This is a genomic window from Delftia sp. SD018, from assembly GCF_017355445.1.
GTDB classification, from domain to species: Bacteria; Pseudomonadota; Gammaproteobacteria; order Burkholderiales; family Burkholderiaceae_C; genus Comamonas; species Comamonas acidovorans.
This window is the reverse complement of the sequence record NZ_JADDRN010000054.1, coordinates 1-18,500: the sequence shown is the minus strand read 5'-3', so window position 1 is coordinate 18,500 and position 18,500 is coordinate 1. Positions and strand designations below refer to the sequence as shown.

At 66.2% G+C, this 18,500-nt stretch carries 17 protein-coding genes; 3 read left to right on the top strand and 14 right to left on the bottom strand.

The genetic code is table 11. The features are described 5' to 3' along the window. On the top strand, positions 1-758 hold a 758-nt coding region (locus tag INR38_RS28045; protein ID WP_207476058.1), incomplete at its 5' end, for an anti-sigma factor. Between the two features lie 15 nt (positions 759-773). Here the strand turns inward: INR38_RS28045 and INR38_RS28040 are convergent. Beyond that, the gene (locus INR38_RS28040) at positions 774-1,469 is read right to left on the bottom strand and encodes a hypothetical protein (protein ID WP_012204844.1); all 696 of its coding nucleotides are present in this window, start codon (positions 1,467-1,469) and stop codon (positions 774-776) included. Positions 1,470-1,625: 156 nt separating this feature from the next. Here INR38_RS28040 and INR38_RS28035 point away from each other — a divergent pair, with 156 nt between their 5' ends. Then, positions 1,626-2,291: a TetR/AcrR family transcriptional regulator gene (locus tag INR38_RS28035; RefSeq protein ID WP_013803031.1), complete on the top strand. Its 666-nt coding sequence runs from the start codon at positions 1,626-1,628 to the stop codon at positions 2,289-2,291. 73 nt (positions 2,292-2,364) lie between these two features. Here INR38_RS28035 and INR38_RS28030 read toward each other — a convergent pair whose 3' ends face one another. The 4 genes from INR38_RS28030 to INR38_RS28015 all read right to left on the bottom strand — a co-directional run bounded on the left by INR38_RS28030 (position 2,365) and on the right by INR38_RS28015 (position 6,368). Then, positions 2,365-3,456 (bottom strand): enoyl-CoA hydratase/isomerase family protein, encoded by a 1,092-nt coding sequence (locus tag INR38_RS28030; RefSeq protein ID WP_207443050.1) that lies wholly within the window; start codon positions 3,454-3,456, stop codon positions 2,365-2,367. Positions 3,457-3,598: 142 nt separating this feature from the next. Then, positions 3,599-4,630: a tripartite tricarboxylate transporter substrate binding protein gene (locus INR38_RS28025; protein ID WP_099734055.1), complete on the bottom strand. Its 1,032-nt coding sequence runs from the start codon at positions 4,628-4,630 to the stop codon at positions 3,599-3,601. 42 nt (positions 4,631-4,672) lie between these two features. Then, positions 4,673-5,170, bottom strand: a complete 498-nt coding sequence (locus INR38_RS28020) for a MaoC family dehydratase (protein ID WP_207443051.1) — start codon at positions 5,168-5,170, stop codon at positions 4,673-4,675. Position 5,171: 1 nt separating this feature from the next. Then, entirely contained in the window at positions 5,172-6,368 is a 1,197-nt protein-coding gene (locus tag INR38_RS28015) for a CoA transferase (RefSeq protein ID WP_207443052.1), read from the bottom strand. Between the two features lie 83 nt (positions 6,369-6,451). Here INR38_RS28015 and INR38_RS28010 point away from each other — a divergent pair, with 83 nt between their 5' ends. Continuing rightward, positions 6,452-7,339, top strand: a complete 888-nt coding sequence (locus tag INR38_RS28010) for a LysR family transcriptional regulator (RefSeq protein ID WP_034392165.1) — start codon at positions 6,452-6,454, stop codon at positions 7,337-7,339. Between the two features lie 154 nt (positions 7,340-7,493). Here the strand turns inward: INR38_RS28010 and typA are convergent, their stop codons facing one another. The 9 genes from typA to INR38_RS27965 all read right to left on the bottom strand — a co-directional run. Further along, complete coding sequence (gene typA, locus INR38_RS28005; RefSeq protein WP_034398352.1) at positions 7,494-9,320, bottom strand: translational GTPase TypA; 1,827 nt, start codon at positions 9,318-9,320, stop codon at positions 7,494-7,496. A 23-nt stretch (positions 9,321-9,343) separates the two neighbouring features. Next, positions 9,344-10,309: a tRNA pseudouridine(55) synthase TruB gene (gene truB / locus INR38_RS28000; protein ID WP_012204836.1), complete on the bottom strand. Its 966-nt coding sequence runs from the start codon at positions 10,307-10,309 to the stop codon at positions 9,344-9,346. A 4-nt stretch (positions 10,310-10,313) separates the two neighbouring features. Beyond that, a complete protein-coding gene (rbfA, locus tag INR38_RS27995) occupies positions 10,314-10,685 on the bottom strand; it encodes a 30S ribosome-binding factor RbfA (protein WP_012204835.1) in 372 nt (123 codons plus the stop codon). A gap of 6 nt (positions 10,686-10,691) precedes the next feature. Continuing rightward, positions 10,692-13,553 carry a translation initiation factor IF-2 gene (infB, locus tag INR38_RS27990; RefSeq protein ID WP_013803037.1) on the bottom strand — a complete coding sequence of 954 codons (2,862 nt, stop codon included), beginning with the start codon at positions 13,551-13,553 and terminating at the stop codon, positions 10,692-10,694. A gap of 23 nt (positions 13,554-13,576) precedes the next feature. Next, on the bottom strand, positions 13,577-15,064 hold the full coding sequence (gene nusA, locus INR38_RS27985; RefSeq protein WP_012204833.1) for a transcription termination factor NusA: 1,488 nt from the start codon (positions 15,062-15,064) through the stop codon (positions 13,577-13,579). Between the two features lie 87 nt (positions 15,065-15,151). Next, complete coding sequence (gene rimP, locus INR38_RS27980; RefSeq protein ID WP_207443053.1) at positions 15,152-15,730, bottom strand: ribosome maturation factor RimP; 579 nt, start codon at positions 15,728-15,730, stop codon at positions 15,152-15,154. Between the two features lie 266 nt (positions 15,731-15,996). After that, on the bottom strand, positions 15,997-16,398 hold the full coding sequence (locus INR38_RS27975; protein ID WP_013803038.1) for a thioredoxin family protein: 402 nt from the start codon (positions 16,396-16,398) through the stop codon (positions 15,997-15,999). Between the two features lie 9 nt (positions 16,399-16,407). Further along, positions 16,408-17,748 carry a cytochrome c gene (locus tag INR38_RS27970; protein ID WP_207443054.1) on the bottom strand — a complete coding sequence of 447 codons (1,341 nt, stop codon included), beginning with the start codon at positions 17,746-17,748 and terminating at the stop codon, positions 16,408-16,410. After that, positions 17,745-18,500 (bottom strand): c-type cytochrome (locus INR38_RS27965; RefSeq protein WP_242699227.1); only part of this gene is annotated, 756 nt, incomplete at its 5' end. The genes INR38_RS27965 and INR38_RS27970, both read right to left, overlap by 4 nt.

Sequence of the window (18,500 nt, the reverse complement as noted above, 5' to 3'; positions counted from 1 at the left end):
TCGATGGCCGCCTGCCCGCGCAGCAGGCGCAGGCGCTGCGCGACCAGCTGGACGAAGACAGTGCCGCGCGCGTGGAGCAATGGCAACGCCAGCGCCAGTTGCTGCGCGCCCTGCATGCTGCCCGGGATGAACCCGGCATGCCCGACGAAATGCGCGCCGCCGCCGAACAGTTGCAGGGCCTGCACCAGCGCCAGCAGCAGTGGTGGCGCTGGGGTGGCATGGCCGCGGGCTGGATGCTGGCCTTCGGCCTGGGCTGGCTGGTGCATGGGCAGCAGACGGTGCCCGCTGCCGCGCCATCAACGGCGGCCACGCTGGCTGCCGCCACCCCGGCCCGCTTCGCCCACCAGGCGGCCGTCGCCCACGCGGTCTACCAGCCCGAACAACGCCACCCGGTCGAGGTGGAGGCCGCGCAGCAGGCCCATCTGCTGCAGTGGCTGTCCAAGCGCCTGGGCCGGCCGCTGAAGCTGCCGGCCCTCACGGACCTGGGCTATGAGCTGGTGGGCGGCCGATTGCTGCCCGGCGACAGCGGCGCACGCGCCCAGTTCATGTACCAGGACGCGGCGGGCGAGCGCATCACCCTGTACCTGGGCGCGCTGCAGGACCCGGCCACGCGCGGCGAGACCGCCTTTCACTTCAGCAGCGACGGCCCCGTGCCCAGCTTCTACTGGGTGGACCAGGGCTTTGGCTATGCGCTCAGCGGCGCCCTGCCGCGCAACCGGCTGCTGCAGCTGGCCACGGCCGTGCACCAGCAGCTTTGAAGCCTGGGGCCACGTCTACCAGGGCAGCGGCGCCGCCTCGCCGTTGCCATGCTCGCCGTAGTACAGCGAGGGCAGGAAGCGCGACAGGTAGGTGAACTCCGTGTAGCAATGGCGCAGCAGGCCCAGGCCCAGCGCGTCGGGCAGCTCGGCCGCCGGGTCGGCGCAGGACTGGCCCAGCAAAAAGCGGCTGCGCAGCACGCAGCCAAAAGGCGTGTCACGCGCCAGGTGCACCATCTGCCCGTCCATGGGGTCCCCGCTGGCGTCCAGCTGCACATGCTCGCCGAAGCCGATGCGTGCATACACGGCGGCCGAGGCGCGTTTTTCGGCAAAGGCCAGCTCCAGCTGCGCAGGGTCAAACAGCTCGCGCGGATCATGGAACTTGAGCCTGGCCGCCACGGGCGGAATATCGGCCAGGGACTCCACGGCCTCGATGGACGCGCCGATGTAGCTCTCGCCCTTCTTCCATTGCGCATCCCAGCCACGATGCGCGATGTGGTCATGCGGATGCCACCACTTGATGTGCTGCGTGGTCTCGAAGAACTTGAACCACCAGTCCAGCATGCGGCCGCTGCAGCCATGCAGGTCGGTGCGGCAGGCCACCACCAGGCAGCCGCTGGGCAGGCGCTGGATTCCCGTCTCCAGCCGCAGCGGCGTGATGTGCAGCAGCTCGTCGATGCGGGAAATGTCGGGCTCGAAGGCATGGGAGTTCATGGTTGTTTTCCGTTCCTGGGTTGATGAGGAAAAGCCATCTTATATTAAAGAAACGAACAACGTTTCCAAAAAATCGGATAATCCCTGCCGGGTAACAAAATGCTGCACAACCAGGCACGACCCTGCACAACACCGAACGGAACGACAAGAAATCCAATGGAATCCGAAATCACTCCTGCGGCCCCCCGGCCGCGCGGGCGGCCGGCCCGGCCCGAGCACGAGGCCAACGACGCCGCCCTGGCCGCCGCCACCTGGCTCTTGCTCAACGAAGGCTATGCCGCCACCACCATGGAAGCCGTGGCCCGGCGCGCAGGGCTGGCCAAGAAAACGCTCTACCGCTTTGCGGCCAACCGCGAGGACCTGGTGGCCCTGGTGGTGCGCGGCTGGACCGACGGTTTCCGCCCCGCCCTGTCGGCCGATGCGCAATCGGCCGCAGAGGTGGCCCCGGCGCTGGCCGAGATCCTGCGCGTGATTGCCGCGCGCGTGCTGTCGGCCGAGGCGGTGGGCATGTTCCGCCTGCTCACCACCGATTTCCCCGCCAAGCCCGAGTTGCTGGAGGTCTACCAGCGCAACGGCATTGAGCGCGGCCGCGGCATGCTGGTGGACTGGCTGCGGCGCCAGTGCAGCAAGGGGTTGCTGCGGGCAGAACAGCCCGAAGTCGTCTGCGACCTGCTGCTGTCCATGGTCATTGCCGAGCCTCTGCGGCAGATGGCCCTGGGCCTGACGCCGCCCGTGCCCGAATGGGATCCGGGCCCGCGCATTGACGACGCGGTACGGCTGCTGGCAGGCCATTCCTGCCGCATGGAGCCCGCGGATCGTTGAATGAAAAAAGGCCACCCGGCATGGCGCCGGATGGCCTTTTGAACCCTTGGAGGTTTGAGCAACCGCCGCGCGATCAGTCCAGCGCTGCCAGCGGATGCGAATGCGCAGGCCAGGGGCTGTCGAAGAAGGCGCGCCACTGCGCTTCCTGCACATCCTCGATGCGCGCAGGGTTCCAGCGCGGGTGGTGGTCCTTGTCCACGGCCAGTGCGCGTATGCCTTCGATGGTCTCGCTCTGGCCCGGGCGCAGGTAGAAGCAGTGGCGCACCATGTCGCGCTCCATGCGCAGGTCCTGGGCCAGCGTCATGCCGCGGGCGCGGCGAATCTGTTCCAGCACCACGTGCAGCATCAGCGGCGAGCGCTTGCGCAGCGTGGCTGCCGTGTGCCGGGCCCACTCGCCATCCGCCGCTTCCAGCGCCTGCACCATGGCAGCCACCGTGGGCAGGGCGAACACGCGGTCGATCTCGGCGCGGGGCTGGGCCGCCGGCTTGGCCGGGGCCGTGAACTTCGACTTCACCAGGGCCTCGATGGCCGCTGCATCGGCAAAGCTGCCGGCGGCCAGCGCGTCCCACAGGGCAGGCTGCTGGTCCGAGGGCAGGTAGCCATCGGCCAGGCCGAAGTCCAGCGCATCGGCCGCGCCGATCACGTCGCCCGTCAACGCCAGCCACTCACCCGCGTGACCCGGGCAGCGCGAGAGGAAGTAGCCGCCACCCACATCGGGGAACAGGCCGATGGCCGTCTCGGGCATGGCCATCTTGGTGCGTTCGGTGACGATGCGCAGCGTGCCGCCCTGGCTGATGCCCATGCCGCCGCCCATGACGATGCCGTCCATGAAGGCGATGTAGGGCTTGCCAAAGGTGTGGATCAGGTGGTTGAGCGCGTACTCCTCGGTGAAGAAGTCCTCCAGTTGCGGATTGCCCGTGCTGCCCGCGCCATGCAGGAAGCGGATGTCCCCGCCCGCGCAGAAGGCGCCGAAGACCCCTTCCTTGCCCATGCCTCGGATGGCCACGGCCAGCACCTGCTCATCCTTTTGCCAGGCCAGCAGGGTGGCCAGCAGATCGCGCACCATGCCCAGCGACAGCGCATTCAGCGCCTTGGCCCGGTTCAAGGTGATCATGCCCATGCGGCCCCGCACTTCGCTGAGGACTTCGCCGGCAGCTCCCGTCATATTTTGCTCCTTGTTGCTATGCATGCCCTGCCCCGGCAGCCCGGGGCAATGAGCCGCAACCATAGCTGAAAAACCGCGCCCACCCCTGACAAACAGGTGCCAATATGCGCAACTGCGCGACAGGCGCCGCAACGCCCCGCACTCAGTCCAGAGAGACACCCGTGCTCTTGACCACGCCGGCCCAGCGCTTGATCTCGCTGCGGATGTAGGCGCCGTATTCCTCGGGCGTGGAGCCCAGGCCTTCGGCGCCCTGCAGCTGCAGCTTCTCGACCACGCCCGGGTCCTTGAGCGCACGCATCAGCTCCTGGTTGAGCCGCTGGATGATGGCGGCCGGCGTTTTGGCCGGCACCATCACGCCCTGCCAGGCCCCGGCCTCGAAGCCGGACATGCCGCTTTCGGCCAGCGTGGGTGCATCGGGGAAGTTGGGCAGGCGCTTGGAGGAACTCACGGCCAGCAGCTTGAGCCGCCCCTCCTTGATGAAGGGTGCGACGGAATTGATGGTGTCGGTCATGAAGTCGATCTGCCCGGCGACCAGATCCACGTCGGCCGGCGCGCTGCCCTTGTAGGGCACGTGGCTGGCCTCGATCTGGTAGTGCTGCACGACCTGGAAGGCCGCCAGGTGGGTGACGTTGCCGTTGCCGGCCGAGCCATAGGACAGCTGGCCGGTCTTGTCCCTGGCATGGCGCACGAACTCCTGCACGTTCTTCACCGGCAGCTTGGGGTTGACCACCAGGCCCAGCGGCACCACGGCCGTCAGCGCCACGGGCATCAGGTCCTTGCCCACGTCGTAGCTCATCTTCTTGTAAAGCGACGGGCTCAGCGCAATGGACGAGGTGTTGTAGAGCACGGTATAGCCATCGGGCGCGGCCTTGGCCACCAGGGCATTGCCGATGTTGCCATTGGCTCCGGGCCGGTTGTCCACGATCACGGTCTGGCCCAGTTGCTGGCCGACCTGCTGGGCCAGCACGCGCGCCACCAGGTCGGTGGGACCGCCCGGCGGGAAGGGCACGACCATCGTGATGGGTTTGCTGGGCCAGGGCTGCTGCGCCAGAGCGGCGCCGGGCAGTGCCGCCCCCACTGCCACCGCCGCAGCCGCCGCAATAGGGGCCGCCAGGGTGACCAGCGCCATGCGGCGCCTTCTATTGCGGGCCGCCTTGTCGATCTGCTTGTCCATGCTTTTGTCTCCTGATGTCGTTATGGGAATGCTTGTGGCCGCCTAGCTGCGCCCGGCCAGCAGGCGCACGGCCGTGTATTCCATGACCTTCTGGTGGCCCTGGTTGAAGACCTCGATGCGCGAGGTGACGGCGGCGCGGTTGCCCTTGGAGGTGGGCTTGATGGCGGTGACTTCGACCAGCGCCTCGATGGTGTCGCCCACCAGCACGGGGCCGAGGATCTTCTGGTGCAGCTCCAGCATGGCCAGGCCCGTGCCCTGGATCATGCTTTGCAGGATGAAGCCTTCGATCAGCGCATAGGTCATGGCGCCCGGCACGGGGCGACCGGCAATGGCGCCGCCGTCATAGCCCTCCTCGATGAAGATGGCCTCCAGCATGCCCGTGGCATTGATGAAGGCGACCAGGTCGGACTCGGTCACGGTGCGGCGGAAGGTGCGCAGCTGCTGGCCAATCTGCAGGTCCTGCCAGAAAAAGCCCTGGCCCATGCGGGGCACGGCGTTCCAGGCGGCGCCAGGGTGGGGATGCGGGGTGTTCACTGTCATCTCATGTCTCCTGTTGCGTGATCTGCAGGCCGGCGATGCGCTCGGCGCTCCAGCCCGCCTGGGCCAGCAGCGCCGCCGTGTGCTCGCCCAGGCGCGGTGGCATGCCCATGGGGGCCTGCCGGCCATCCATGCGCACGGAGGAGCGAGGCAGGTGCACGGTGCCCATGGCGGCGTCGTGCAGCGGCACGAAGAACTCCGTGGCCTGCAGGTGCGGATCGGCGGGCAGATCGTCCATGCGCGCCACCGGGGCGGCGGGAATCTCCAGGCGCTGGCAGGTATCGAGCCAGTGCTGGGTGCCGTGCAGCGCCACATGCTCGCCCGCGGTCTCCAGCAGCTCGGCAATGTGGGCCGTGCGGCTGGCCTGGCTGGCAAAGCGCGCGTCCAGGGCCAGCTGCGGCTGGCCCACGGCGGCGAAGAAGCGCTGCCAGTGCGCATCGGTGTACGGCATCATGCAGACGTGGCCGTCCAGCGTTCGGTAGGGCTTGCGCCAGGGCGCCATCACGCGCGGGTAGCCTGCGCCGCTGAGCGCGGGGCTGAAGTGCATGCCGTAGAAATGCTCGACCAGGTTGAAGCCCACCATGGTCTCGTACATGGGCACTTCCACAAAGCAGCCATGGCCGCTGCGCTCGCGCTGGAACAGCGCCGCCAGCACGGCATGCGCGGCCACCAGGGCGCAGGTCTTGTCGGCCGCAATGGTGGGCAGGTAGCGCGCCTCGCCCGTCTGGCGCTCCATCAGGTCGGCCAGGCCGCTCATGCCCTGGATGACGTCGTCGTAGGCGGGCATGCCTGCATAGGGGCCATCTTCGCCAAAGCCATGCAGGCCTGCATAGACCAGGCGCGGATAGCGCGCGCGCAGCGTTGCGGGGTCCAGGCCCAGCGGGGCCAGCTTTTGCGGGCGCATGCTGTGCATGAACACATCGGCCGTGGCCAGCAGCGCATGCAGGGCCTGGCGCGCCTCGTCCTGCTTGAGGTCCAGCACCACGCTCTTCTTGCTGCGGTTGGTGCCCATGAACATGGCTGCCATGCCGGGCTCCATGGCCGGGCCGGTATGGCGCGTGGAGTCGCCGGCCGGCGGCTCGATCTTGATGACTTCGGCGCCATAGTCGGCCAGCACCTGGCTGGCCAGCGGCCCGAACACCACGCTGGACAGATCCAGCACCCGAATCCCTGTCAACGCAGCCTGCACTGTGGTCTCCATGTTGCTTCAGGGAGCCAGTATTTGATATCTTCAAAGCTGCGTCTAAGACTTAATTCAGCATCTCTGATACACGGCAGATATCAATGGACCTGCGCCAACTGCGTCACTTCGTCACCCTGGCCCGCACGCTCAACTACCGGCAGGCGGCCGAGCAGCTGCACATGTCGCAGCCGCCGCTGTCCCAATCCATACGCCGGCTGGAAGACAGCCTGGGCGTGCAGCTCTTCCAGCGCGACCGCCGGGGCACGGCGCTGACCGAGGCAGGCCAGGCGGCCCTGGAAAGTGCCGAGCTGGCCCTGCACCATGCGCGCCAGATGCAGGAGGTCTCGCGCGCCACGGCCGGCGGCGAGCGCGGGCGCCTGCACATAGGCTTCATAGGCTCGGCCACGTTCTCGTTGATTCCGCGGCTGGTGCAGGCCTTTCGCAGCGAATATCCGCTGATCGACCTGGTACTGACCGAATCGACCACGCGCGAGATCTGCGCGCAGGTGGCCAGCGGCGATTTCGATGCCGGCCTGCTGCGCTACCCGGTGACGCAGGCCACCGACCTGTCCATTACACCCGTGGAAAAGGACGAGCTGGTGGCCGTGCTGCCCGAAGGCAACCCGCTGCTGCAGCGGCCCGCCTTGCGGCTGCGGGACCTGGCGGACCAGCCCTTCATCAACTACCGCCCCAGCGAGGTGCCAGGCCTGCATGCGCTGGTGGTGCTGGCCTGCCAGAACGCGGGCTTCATGCCCCAGGTCAAGCAGCATGCCGTGCAGGCGCAGACCCTGGTCAGCCTGGTGGGTGCGGGCCTGGGCGTGGCGCTGGTGCCAGCCGTGGTGGCCAAGGGCAGCACGCCGGGGGTGGTGTTCCGCGCGCTGGCAGATACCGAGAACCTGCCCTCCATCGGCCTGGCCCTGGCGCTCAATCCGCAGCAAAGCGCAGCGGCCGGGCAGCGCCTGCGCGAGTTGCTGCTGCAGCTGCAGTAGCAAGCAGTTGCAAGCAGTAGCAGCAGCAGTTCCTTTGCCGTTGCGCCCGCACGCCTGAACGGCGCGCCACAAAAGACAAAGGCCGCAGATGCGGCCTTTGACAGTCAGGGCGATGAAGCCATGCGGCTTGCGTGCGCCCTTGGCGCAACAGCGCTTATGCGCCGCGCGAAGCGCGCTTGCGCTCGTTCTCGGACAGGTGGCGCTTGCGAACGCGGATGCTCTTGGGGGTGATTTCCACCAGCTCGTCGTCCTCGATGAATTCCACCGCGTATTCCAGCGACAGGTCGATCGGGGGCGTGATCTTGATGGCATCTTCCTTGCCGGACACGCGGAAGTTGGTCAGCTGCTTGGTACGCGTGGCGTTGACCACCAGGTCGTTGTCACGGCTGTGGATGCCGATGATCATGCCTTCGTACACAGGATCGTTGGCCTTGACGAACATGCGGCCACGGTCGTCCAGCTTGCCCAGGGCGTAGGTGAAGATTTCGCCTTCGTCCATGGAGATCAGCACACCGTTCTTGCGGCCGCCGATTTCGCCCTTGTGCGGCTCGTAGCTGTCGAAGATGTTGGAGATCAGGCCGGAACCACGGGTCAGGTTCAGGAATTCGTTGGTGAAGCCGATCAGGCCACGCGCAGGAATGCGGTACTCCAGGCGCACGCGGCCGCGGCCATCGGGTTCCATGTTGACCAGCTCGCCCTTGCGCTCGCCCAGGGCCTGCATCACACCACCCTGGTGGCCTTCTTCGATGTCGGCCGTCACCAGCTCGATAGGCTCGTGGCGCACGCCGTCCACGTCGCGGTAGACCACGCGGGGCTTGGACACGGCCAGCTCGTAGCCTTCACGGCGCATTTCTTCCAGCAGGATGGTCAGGTGCAGTTCGCCACGGCCCGACACTTCGAAGATGCCGTCTTCGTCGGTTTCCTTGACGCGCAGGGCCACGTTGGAACGCAGCTCCTTTTGCAGGCGGTCCCAGATCTGGCGGCTGGTCACGAACTTGCCTTCACGACCTGCCAGCGGCGAGGTGTTGACGCAGAAGTTCATGGTCAGCGTGGGCTCGTCGATCTTGAGCATCGGCAGCGGCTGGGGGTTCAGCGGGTCGGTCAGCGTGACGCCCATGCCCAGGTCGGCAATGCCGTTGACCAGCACGATGTCGCTGGGACCGGCTTCGGTCACTTGCACGCGGTCAATGCCCTGGAACTTCAGAACCTGGTTGATGCGGCCCTTGTAGCTCTTGCCGTCAGGACCTTCCATGACCAGCACGTCGGTCGAAGGCTTGAGCGTGCCGGAGGTGATGCGGCCCACGCCGATACGGCCCACGAAGGTGGAGTAGTCCAGCGCCGAGATCTGCATTTGCAGCGGAGCGGCAGGATCGCCCTTGACGGCGGGAACGTGCTTCAGGATGGTGTCGAACAGGGCCGACATGTCGGGGCCCCACTGTTCGCCAGGAGCGCCTTCTTCCAGCGAGGTCCAGCCGTTGATGCCCGAGGCGTACACCACGGGGAAGTCCAGCTGCTCGTCGGTGGCACCCAGCTTGTCGAACAGGTCGAAGGCGGCGTTGACCACGTAGTCGGGACGCGCACCGGGCTTGTCCACCTTGTTGACCACGAGGATGGGCTTCAGGCCCAGGGCCAGTGCCTTCTTGGTCACGAAGCGCGTCTGGGGCATGGGGCCTTCCTGCGCGTCGATCAGCAGCACCACGCCGTCCACCATGGACAGGGCACGCTCCACTTCACCGCCGAAGTCCGCGTGGCCGGGTGTGTCGAGGATGTTGATGTGCGTCTCGTTCCAGCTCACGGCGCAGTTCTTGGCCAGGATGGTGATGCCACGCTCGCGTTCGATGGCGTTGTTGTCCATCACCGTGTCCACGACTTTCTCGTGCTCGGCGAAGGTTCCGGATTGGCGCAGCAGCTGGTCCACCATGGTGGTTTTGCCGTGGTCCACGTGGGCGATGATCGCGATATTGCGGATTTGTTTGCTCATAGTGTTTTCCCATTGCCGCTGCGTCATGGGCGCGGCGTGTCTTCCAAAATCTGTTGAATTTCCAGTGAACTGAGCAGGCGCCCGGGGATGAGTTCCCCACGCACCACGCGCCCCACTCCCAGCAGAGCCTGTGGGTTCTCGCCATACACAGCCACCGCCTCGGCATCGGCCCAAGCGCCCTTGCGGGGCAGGCCCGTGAGAAAACGGGCCGCATCTTGCTCGCCCAGCGTGACAGCCGTGTGGCTGGCCAGCAGGGCGTCGACAGGCTGCAACTGCTGCAGACGCTCGCCCTCGCCCATGGCGGCCAGCGCCTCCAGCGAGATACAGCGCTCGACACCCAGCCCCCCGGTGTCGATACGGCGCAGCGCGCGCAGGTGCGCGCCGCAGCCCAGGGCCTCGCCCACGTCCTCGGCCAGCGTGCGGATGTAGGTGCCCTTGCTGCAGGTCACCAGCATCCGGATCGCAGGCAGGCCTTCGCTGTCTTGCGTCAGCGAAAGCTCCAGTGCGTGGATTGTCACTTCGCGCGCCGGGCGCTCGACTTCGATGCCGGCACGCGCATATTCATAGAGAGCCTTGCCGTCCTTCTTGAGGGCGCTGTACATGGGTGGCACCTGGCGGATCGCACCCGTGAACTGCGCCTGCACGGCGGCCAATCGCTCGGCCGTGAGGGCGGCGAGGTCAACGGCGCGCTCGCGCAGCACCTCGCCCTCGGCATCGGCCGTGGTCGTGGTCTGGCCCAGGCGCGCAATCGCCTCGTAGGTCTTGGCAGCTTCAAGCTGCAACTGGCTGAACTTGGTCGCCGCACCGAAGCACAGCGGCAGCACGCCGGTGGCCAACGGGTCCAGCGTGCCGGTGTGTCCGGCCTTTTCGGCGCGCAGCAACCACTTGACCTTTTGCAAGGCGTCGTTGCTGGACAGCTCCAGCGGTTTGTCGAGTAGCAACACCCCATGCACAGGGCGCCGCTGCACCCTTGTGCGTGGCGCGTTCATGGGGCTACTCTTCCTTTCCGCGCGAAGAAACGGCCTTGGCGATCAAGGCGTTCATGTCGGCCGCACGCTCGGAGGTGCGGTCGTAGATGAAGTGCAGCGTGGGCACTGTGTGGATGTGCAGGCGCTTGAACAGGCCATTGCGCAGGAAGCCTGCGGCCTGGTTCAACGCTTCCTGCGTCGCCTGTGGATCGCCCACGAGCAGGCTGAAGTAGACCTTGGCGTGGGCATAGTCCGGAGTCACCTCCACGCTTTGCAGCGTGACCATGCCCACGCGCGGGTCCTTCAACTCGCGCGCGATCAGCTCTGCCAGATCACGCTGGATCTGGTCAGAGACTTTGAAGCTGCGATTCGGCGCAGCGGACTTGCGTGTTGCCATGGCGAATTACAGCGAGCGCGCGATTTCCTTGATCTCGAACACTTCGAGCACGTCGCCTTCGCGAATGTCGTTGTAGTTCTTGAGCTTGATACCGCACTCGAAGCCTTCCTTGACTTCCTTGACGTCGTCCTTCAGGCGCTTGAGCGATTCGATCTCGCCCGTGTAGATGACCACGTTCTCGCGCAGCAGGCGGAAATGCGCATTGCGCGTGACCTGGCCTTGCGTGATGTACGAGCCGGCCACGGTGCCGATCTTCGAAGCCACGAACACGGTGCGGATCTCGGCCATGCCGATGATCTCTTCCTTGCGCTCGGGAGCCAGCATGCCGGACATGGCCGCCTTCACCTCTTCGACTGCGTCGTAGATGATGTTGTAGTAGCGCAGGTCCACATCGTTGCTCTCGGCCGTCTTGCGAGCCTGGGCATCGGCCCGGACGTTGAAGCCGATGATGATGGCCTTGGAGGCCAGCGCCAGGTTCACGTCGGACTCGCTGATGCCGCCCACGCCCGAGTAGACCAGCTGAACGCGGATCTCGTCGGTCGAGAGCTTGAGCAGCGATGTGCCCAGCGCTTCCTGCGAGCCCTGCATGTCGGCCTTGATGATGATGGGCAGGGTCTGGACCTCGCCTGCACCCATTTCGGCAAACATGTTCTCGAGCTTGGCGGCCTGCTGGCGGGCCAGCTTGGTGTGGCGGAACTTGCCGGCGCGGTAGGTCGCGATTTCGCGGGCACGACGCTCGTCCTGCAGCACCATGAAGTCGTCGCCGGCCTGGGGCACGTCGGACAGACCCTGGATTTCCACCGGGATGGAGGGGCCGGCAGACTTGGTCTGCTTGCCGTCTTCGTCCAGCATGGCGCGCACGCGGCCGTAGGTCTGGCCTGCCAGCACCACGTCGCCCACCTTCAGCGTACCGGACTGCACCAGCACCGTGGCCACAGGGCCGCGGCCCTTGTCCAGCTGGGCTTCGATGACCAGGCCCTTGGCAGCGGCTTCCACGGGAGCGGTCAGCTCCAGCACTTCGGCCTGCAGCAGAACCTGCTCCAGCAGCTCGTCGATGCCCTGGCCGGTCTTGGAGGACACGGCGATGAACGGGGACTCGCCGCCGTACTCTTCAGGCACCACCTGCTCGGCCACCAGGCCTTGCTTGACGCGGTCAAGGTTGGCATCGGGCTTGTCGGCCTTGGTGATGGCAACCACGATGGGCACACCAGCCGCCTTCGCGTGCTTGATGGCTTCCTTGGTCTGGGGCATCACGCCGTCGTCGGCCGCGCACACCAGGATGACGATGTCGGTGGCCTGGGCACCACGGGCACGCATGGCCGTGAAGGCCTCGTGGCCCGGGGTATCCAGGAAGGTGACGATGCCGCGGGGCGTCGTCACATGGTAGGCACCGATGTGCTGGGTAATGCCACCGGCTTCGCCCGACGCCACCTTGGTGCGGCGGATGTAGTCCAGCAGCGAGGTCTTGCCGTGGTCCACGTGGCCCATGACGGTGACCACGGGAGCACGCGACTCCTGGGCAGCTTCCTGCTGGGACACTTCCTCGGCCGTGAAGGCTTCGGGATCGTCCAGCGCGGCGACCTTGGCCGTGTGGCCCATTTCCTCGACCACGATCATGGCCGTGTCCTGGTCCAGAGGCTGGTTGATGGTGACCATCTGGCCCATCTTCATCAGCACCTTGATCAGCTCGGACGCCTTGACCGACATCTTGTGCGCCAGCTCGGCCACGGTGATGGTCTCGGGCACGTGCACTTCGATGGCGCGGAATTCCGCTGCCGCGCTCTGGTGCTGACCGTCATGACGGTCATTGCCACGACGGCCGCCACGCGGGCCGCCGCGCCAGTTGGAACGGCCACCGACGCCACCGGAGCTGTCGCCACGGGTCTTGATTTCCTTCTTCTTGCCATCGCCAGCCCAGCTCGACGAGAGCTTGGCGGACTTGACTTCCTTGCCGGCACCGGCAGGCGCACCCGCACGCGCACCGGCTCCACCGGCGGTCGTGCCAGCGGGCTTGTGCAGCGTGGTCTTCTTGGCATCGCCGGCAGCGGGCGCTGCAGGCTTGGCCACGGGCTTGGGCTCTTCAGGCTTCTTGGCCACGAGCACCTTCTTGGGCGCAGCCATCATGGCGCGAATGGCTTCGGCCTCGGCCAGCGCCTTGCGGCGGCGGTCTTCCAGGTCCTTGGCGCGTTCGGCTTCCTCGGCCGCGCGGGCCTTGGATTCTTCCTCGGCCTTGACGCGAGCCGCAACCTGGGCTTCGGCGCGCGCAGCCTGGCCTGCAGCCTGCTCACGCGAAGCTTCCTGCTTCGCGCGGTTGGCCTCGAGGATCTTTGCGGCTTCTGCAGCCGCATAGGCGCTTGCGCGCTCTTCGGCTTCTCGTTCGCGTTGTTGAACTAGTTCGCGCTCTTCGCGCTCACGGCGTTGCTGTGCCAATTCTTCCTCCTCGCGGCCGATCATTTCGGCCTGGCGACGTGCTTCCCCTTCGCGGCGCACCAGATCCTGGGACTCGCGCTCCGATGCCGCGCGCTGCTCCTGGGCAGCGGCAACGACAGCGGGATCGGAGGCGCCCTCGGCGACCTCGTCACGCTTGACGAAGGTGCGCTTCTTGCGCACTTCCACCTGGATGGTGCGGGCGCGGCCCGACGAATCGGCCTGCTTGATCTCGCTTGTGGACCGTTTGGTCAGCGTGATCTTCTTGGCGCCACTTCCGTGGCTGGCCTGCAGATGGCTGAGCAGTTGCTGCTTGTCGCCGTCGGTCAACGCATCCGATGCGTTGTCCTTGGCGACGCCTGCAGCCTTGAGCTGCTGCAGCAACGTGTCAGGGGTCTTGTTGAGCTCTCTTGCAAACTCGGCAACCGTATTACTGGACATATATGCTCTGAACCTCCCTGACCTTACTCTTGCCCTTCGGTGAACCAGTGTTCACGCGCCTTCATGATCAAAGCCTTCGCTTCTTCCTCGGTCTGCCCGGTCAGCTCGGTCAACTCGTCGATGGCCAGATCGGCCAGATCGTCTCGGGTGTGCACATCGGCCTCGGCCAGCTTGTCCACGATCTCCGGAGTCATTCCCTCGAGCGTCAGCAGATCCTGCGACACTTTGCCCACGTTTTCCTCGTGCGCGATTTCCTGCGTCAGCAGTGCATCTTTCGCCCGGGTGCGCAACTCGTTCACCGTCTCTTCGTCGAACGCCTCGATTTCGAGCATTTCCTGCAGCGGCACATAGGCCACTTCTTCCAGGGTCTCGAAACCTTCCTCGATGAGGATGTTGGCGATTTCCTCGTCCACATCGAGCTTTTCCATGAACAGCTGGCGCGCAACAGCGGACTCGTCCGCCTGCTTTTGCGCAGACTCAGCCGCGTCCATGATGTTGATCTTCCAGCCGGTGAGCTCGGAAGCCAGGCGAACATTCTGACCGCCACGGCCGATGGCGATGGCGAGGTTTTCCTCGTCAACCACCACGTCCATGGCATGCTTTTCCTCGTCCACAACGATGGACGACACATTGGCCGGAGCCAGCGCGCCAATGACGAACTGTGCAGGGTCTTCGGACCACAGCACGATGTCCACGCGCTCGCCAGCCAGCTCATTGGTGACGGCGTTGACACGGGTGCCTCGCACGCCGACGCAGGTGCCGATGGGATCGACACGCTTGTCATGGCTGAGCACGGCGATCTTGGCGCGGCTGCCGGAATCGCGAGCGCAGCTCTTGATCTCCAGCAGGCCCTGCTCGATCTCGGGCACTTCGTTGCGGAACAACTCGACCATGAACTCGGGCGCCGAGCGCGACAGGATGATGGGCGCGCCGCGCAGCGTGGCGTCCACTTCCATGATCATGGCCCGCACGCGGTCGCCGTTGCGCAGGTTTTCCTTGGGGATCATCTCGTTGCGGCGCAGGCGTCCTTCGACACGGCCGGCCTCGACGATGATGTCGCCCTTGTCCATGCGCTTGACGGTGCCCGTGAAGATCCGGTCGCCGCGCGACAGGAACTCGTTGAGCAGCATTTCGCGCTCGGCGTCACGGATCTTCTGCAGGATGACCTGCTTGGCCGCCATGGCGCCGATGCGGCCGATGGGAACCGACTCGATCTCTTCCTCGATGTACTCGCCTTCGGAGATACCGGGGACGCGGTCCTGTGCGTCCATCAGCATTTCTTCGGCATCGGGGTTTTGCAGGCCCGCATCATCGGGCACCACCAGCCAGCGGCGGAAGGTGTCGTAGTTACCGCTATCGCGATCGATGGCCACGCGGATGTCCACCTCACCTTGGTACAGCTTCTTGGTGGCCTGGGCCAGGGCCGATTCCACTGCACCGAACACCAGATCGCGCTCCACGTTCTTTTCGCGCGAAATGGCTTCTACCAACATCAACAATTCGCGATTCATGCGACGACTCTCCTATTTCAATCACACAGGAAGGGGATGGCAGTGCCCTTCCTGCCCCAATGATTCGACGTACCCTGCCTGCTCCGATCAGACCGGCTTGGCAGAACGCCCCTTGAAATCCACGATGGGAGCCAGACGCGCCTCGCGCAGCTCCTCCAGAGTGAAGCCCAGCGCCTGCAGGGGCGCGGGAACACGCTTTTTGCTGACCTTCTGGCCAGGCTTGACGGGTGGCTCGTCGCTCCAGACGATCTGCCAGCCACCATCTTCGACACGCTCCAGCGTGCCGCGGAATTTCTTGCGATTGGCGCTGACCTGCCCTTCAGCGGCGGCGCCGATGGGCTCCTTGAGGGTCAGGTCGATGACTTCACCGACAAAGCGGGTGAAGTCCTGCTCGTGCCGCAGGGGGCGGTCGATACCAGGGGAGGAGACCTCAAGGCGCGTGTAATCTGCGCCATCAACCTCAAGCGCGAACTGCAGCTGGCGCGTGATCTTCTCGCAGTCCTCGACTGTCACGAACTGCTCCGGCACCACCGGCCCGCCCTCCACCGGGGGCTGCCAAGGCAAATCAATTGTGACGCGCAACAGCCCGCCCGCCGAGCGTTCTATTTCCACCAGGTCATAGCCCAGACCTGTCACGGTTTGTTCAACGATTTGCTGTAGTGCCACGTGTATTTAAATTCAGTCCTGCAAACACAAAAGACCCGGAACGCCCCTGAAACATTGGCAGCAGCCATGTCCCAACAGCGCCGAGCCCCATGGCAATCCCGAAGGTCGCCCGAAGATCGCCCAAAAAAAAGGGCGGTTGGTACCCGCCCGTTTGGTCGTGAATATGCCATTGTATCCGCAAACGACCTTCAGGCCAAGCCCGCCCCGCACAAAAGCGGGGACAGGACGAGGCGCCTCATGCCGGCCCACCCGCCCTTGCCCGAGGCTCAGACGCCAACGCGCTCCAGCGCCTGTGCCGACTGGAGCCGCCTCAAGAGGGCCTGCGCCTCGGCGGGGTCGGCAGGGGCCGCGCCCGGGTCCTGGGCCAATGACTGCAGCATGCGCGCCACAACCCCCGCCTGGGGCAGCACCGGCCCCAGAAAACGTGCGCGCTCGCCATCGGCCACCAGCAGCGAGGGGAAGGTTTCGATGTCCAGGTCTCCGGCCACGTCCTCGCGGTCCTCGACATCAAGCCAGACAAAGCGCATCTGCGGGAACTGGCTTGCCAGTTCCGCAAACGTGCTTCGGTATTGGTTGCAAACGCCGCACCATTGCGCGCACAGGCAAACCACCCACCAGGGGCGGGTGGCGTCGCTGTCGTCCGGCAGCTTGCCGGCCATTGAATCCATGAAAGCCTCTCAGAAACCACGCCCTTCCCGGGCGCGATAAACCTCCATGTTACCGATTTCCGCTGCCTTGTTGCCCCAGGCGTTGCGCACATAGCTGGCCACGGCGGCCACCTGTGCGTCGGACAGCACATGACCGAAAGGCGGCATGCCGTGCGGCTGCGGCTGCTGCCGGGTGGAGGGTGGGTAGCCCCCCTCCAGCAACACCAGCAACAGGTTGCGCGGCTCGGCCAGGGTCACGGAGGCATTGCCCGCAAGCGCGGGAAACGCGCCCGGCGTTCCCTGGCCCTCGGCACCGTGGCAAACCGCGCATTGCCGCTCGTAGATGGCCCGCCCCAAGGCCATTTGCCCGGATGGCACGGGCGCTGCAGCAGGCCTGCTCCTGGGCGGGCCTGCTTCCGCGCCCTGCTCCTGCAGGTAGGAAGCGAGGGCCTGCAGATCCTGCGGCTGCCAGTGCTGGGTGCTGCGCGCCACGACTTCGGCCATGGGGCCCAGCGCCGATCCCGAAAGACCCGAACCCGTCTGCAGCAACTGCACCCAGGCGGACTCCTGGCCCGCGCGCACGCCGGCTTCTCCCGGATCAAGCAGCGACGGCGCATACCAGGCCTGCCCTGCCACAAAGCCACCGGACATGGCCTGGGACGAGGCGCCCATGCCGTTGCGCGATGCATGGCACGCCGCGCAGTGCCCCAGGCCCTGGGCAAGATAGGCACCGCGATTCCAGGCAGCCGCCTCCTGCGGCCGGTCCTGCCAATCCTGCGGGGTGAAGAACAGCGCGCGCCAGACAGCCAGCGAGCCCTGCCAGCCATAGGGAAAGTCCAGCGCATGCCGGGGCACCTGCGCGCGCACGGCAGGCAGGCTTTGCAGATAGGCGAACAGCGCGTCCGAGTCGGCGCGCGTCACATGGGTGTAGCTGTCATATGGAAAGGCCGGATACAGCAGGCGCCCTTCCCGTGACCGCCCGTTATGCATTGCACGCCAGAAGTCCTGGGCCGTCCACAGCCCCAGGCCACTTTCCTTGTCAGGCGTGAGATTACTGGTGTAGAGCGTGCCGAACGAGGTAGGCAGGCCCCGCCCGCCCGCATACTCGGCGCCGCCAGCCGCCGTATGGCAGCCTGCGCAGTTGCCCACGCGGGCCAGGTAGGCACCGCGCTCTATCAAGGCAGTTGGCGTTTCGCGCGCGCCTGACCAGCCGCCATGATCGTAGGCGTGCACGCCCTGCTCGCCCCGCAGGTTGAGCCAGACCAGGAGCGCGCCCAGCAGGGCGATGATCAGCAACGCCAGCCCTGCCACCCTGGCCAGCCGCCGCCCGTGTGTGTTCCCGCTTGCCGCGTTTTCTGCCAGGGTGTTCATGGCTTGCCCTCCTGGCCGGCAATGGCGGCTACAGCGCCGCAGCGCAGCGGCATGGGCAGGGCCAGGGCTTCATGTCCGCCCGGCGCCGCCAGTGCGGGGCGCGATGACAGCCAGGCCGTGACTGCCACGACCTCCTGCGCCGTCAGCGCCTTGGCCACCTGGTCCATGCAGTCGGGCGCTGCCGCCTTGCGCTGGCCGGAGCGCCAGGCACCGATCTGGCTGTTCAGATAGTCGCGCGACAGGCCCAGCAGGCCCGGAATATCGTCACCCGCACCCATGAGCCGCTCACCATGGCAGGCAGCGCAGGCGGGCAGGCCGCGCTGCGCGTCGCCCCGCAAGACCAGTTGCTCGCCACGGGCGAGTTCAGCGGGCGGCAGTTGCGCCGGCACAGGCGGGGCATAGGGAAGCTCCAGGCCTGCGAAGTGCGTGGCGATCTGGCGCAGATAGTCGTCCGACATGAATTCGATCAGCCGGTTCATGGCGGGATAGCTGCGGCGCCCTTGCTGGAAGTTCTTGAGCTGGCGGTACAGATAGCCCGCGGGCTTGCCCGCAATGCGCGGAAAGTAGCCGCTGGGCGTGGCCCGGCCCTCGGGACCATGGCAGGCCGTGCAGGCCAGCACCCTGGAGGCCATGGAGCCCACATCGGGCAGCGGGGCGCTGACCACGGCCGGCGGCAGGTCTGCCATGGGCACGCCCGGTGCTGGCTGCATGGTCTGCGCGGTCTGCGCCATCACCCCGCAGGTTCCACACGC

Coding starts and splice junctions, on each gene's coding strand:
- INR38_RS27975 (WP_013803038.1), bottom strand. CDS start 16,398: ATGGATTCAATGGCCGGCAAGCTGCCGGACGACAGCGACGCCACCCGC.
- INR38_RS28010 (WP_034392165.1), top strand. CDS start 6,452: ATGGACCTGCGCCAACTGCGTCACTTCGTCACCCTGGCCCGCACGCTC.
- truB (WP_012204836.1), bottom strand. CDS start 10,309: ATGAACGCGCCACGCACAAGGGTGCAGCGGCGCCCTGTGCATGGGGTG.
- nusA (WP_012204833.1), bottom strand. CDS start 15,064: ATGAATCGCGAATTGTTGATGTTGGTAGAAGCCATTTCGCGCGAAAAG.
- rbfA (WP_012204835.1), bottom strand. CDS start 10,685: ATGGCAACACGCAAGTCCGCTGCGCCGAATCGCAGCTTCAAAGTCTCT.
- INR38_RS28020 (WP_207443051.1), bottom strand. CDS start 5,170: ATGACAGTGAACACCCCGCATCCCCACCCTGGCGCCGCCTGGAACGCC.
- INR38_RS28030 (WP_207443050.1), bottom strand. CDS start 3,456: ATGACGGGAGCTGCCGGCGAAGTCCTCAGCGAAGTGCGGGGCCGCATG.
- INR38_RS28035 (WP_013803031.1), top strand. CDS start 1,626: ATGGAATCCGAAATCACTCCTGCGGCCCCCCGGCCGCGCGGGCGGCCG.
- INR38_RS28040 (WP_012204844.1), bottom strand. CDS start 1,469: ATGAACTCCCATGCCTTCGAGCCCGACATTTCCCGCATCGACGAGCTG.
- INR38_RS28015 (WP_207443052.1), bottom strand. CDS start 6,368: ATGGAGACCACAGTGCAGGCTGCGTTGACAGGGATTCGGGTGCTGGAT.
- typA (WP_034398352.1), bottom strand. CDS start 9,320: ATGAGCAAACAAATCCGCAATATCGCGATCATCGCCCACGTGGACCAC.
- INR38_RS27970 (WP_207443054.1), bottom strand. CDS start 17,748: ATGAACACCCTGGCAGAAAACGCGGCAAGCGGGAACACACACGGGCGG.
- INR38_RS28025 (WP_099734055.1), bottom strand. CDS start 4,630: ATGGACAAGCAGATCGACAAGGCGGCCCGCAATAGAAGGCGCCGCATG.
- infB (WP_013803037.1), bottom strand. CDS start 13,553: ATGTCCAGTAATACGGTTGCCGAGTTTGCAAGAGAGCTCAACAAGACC.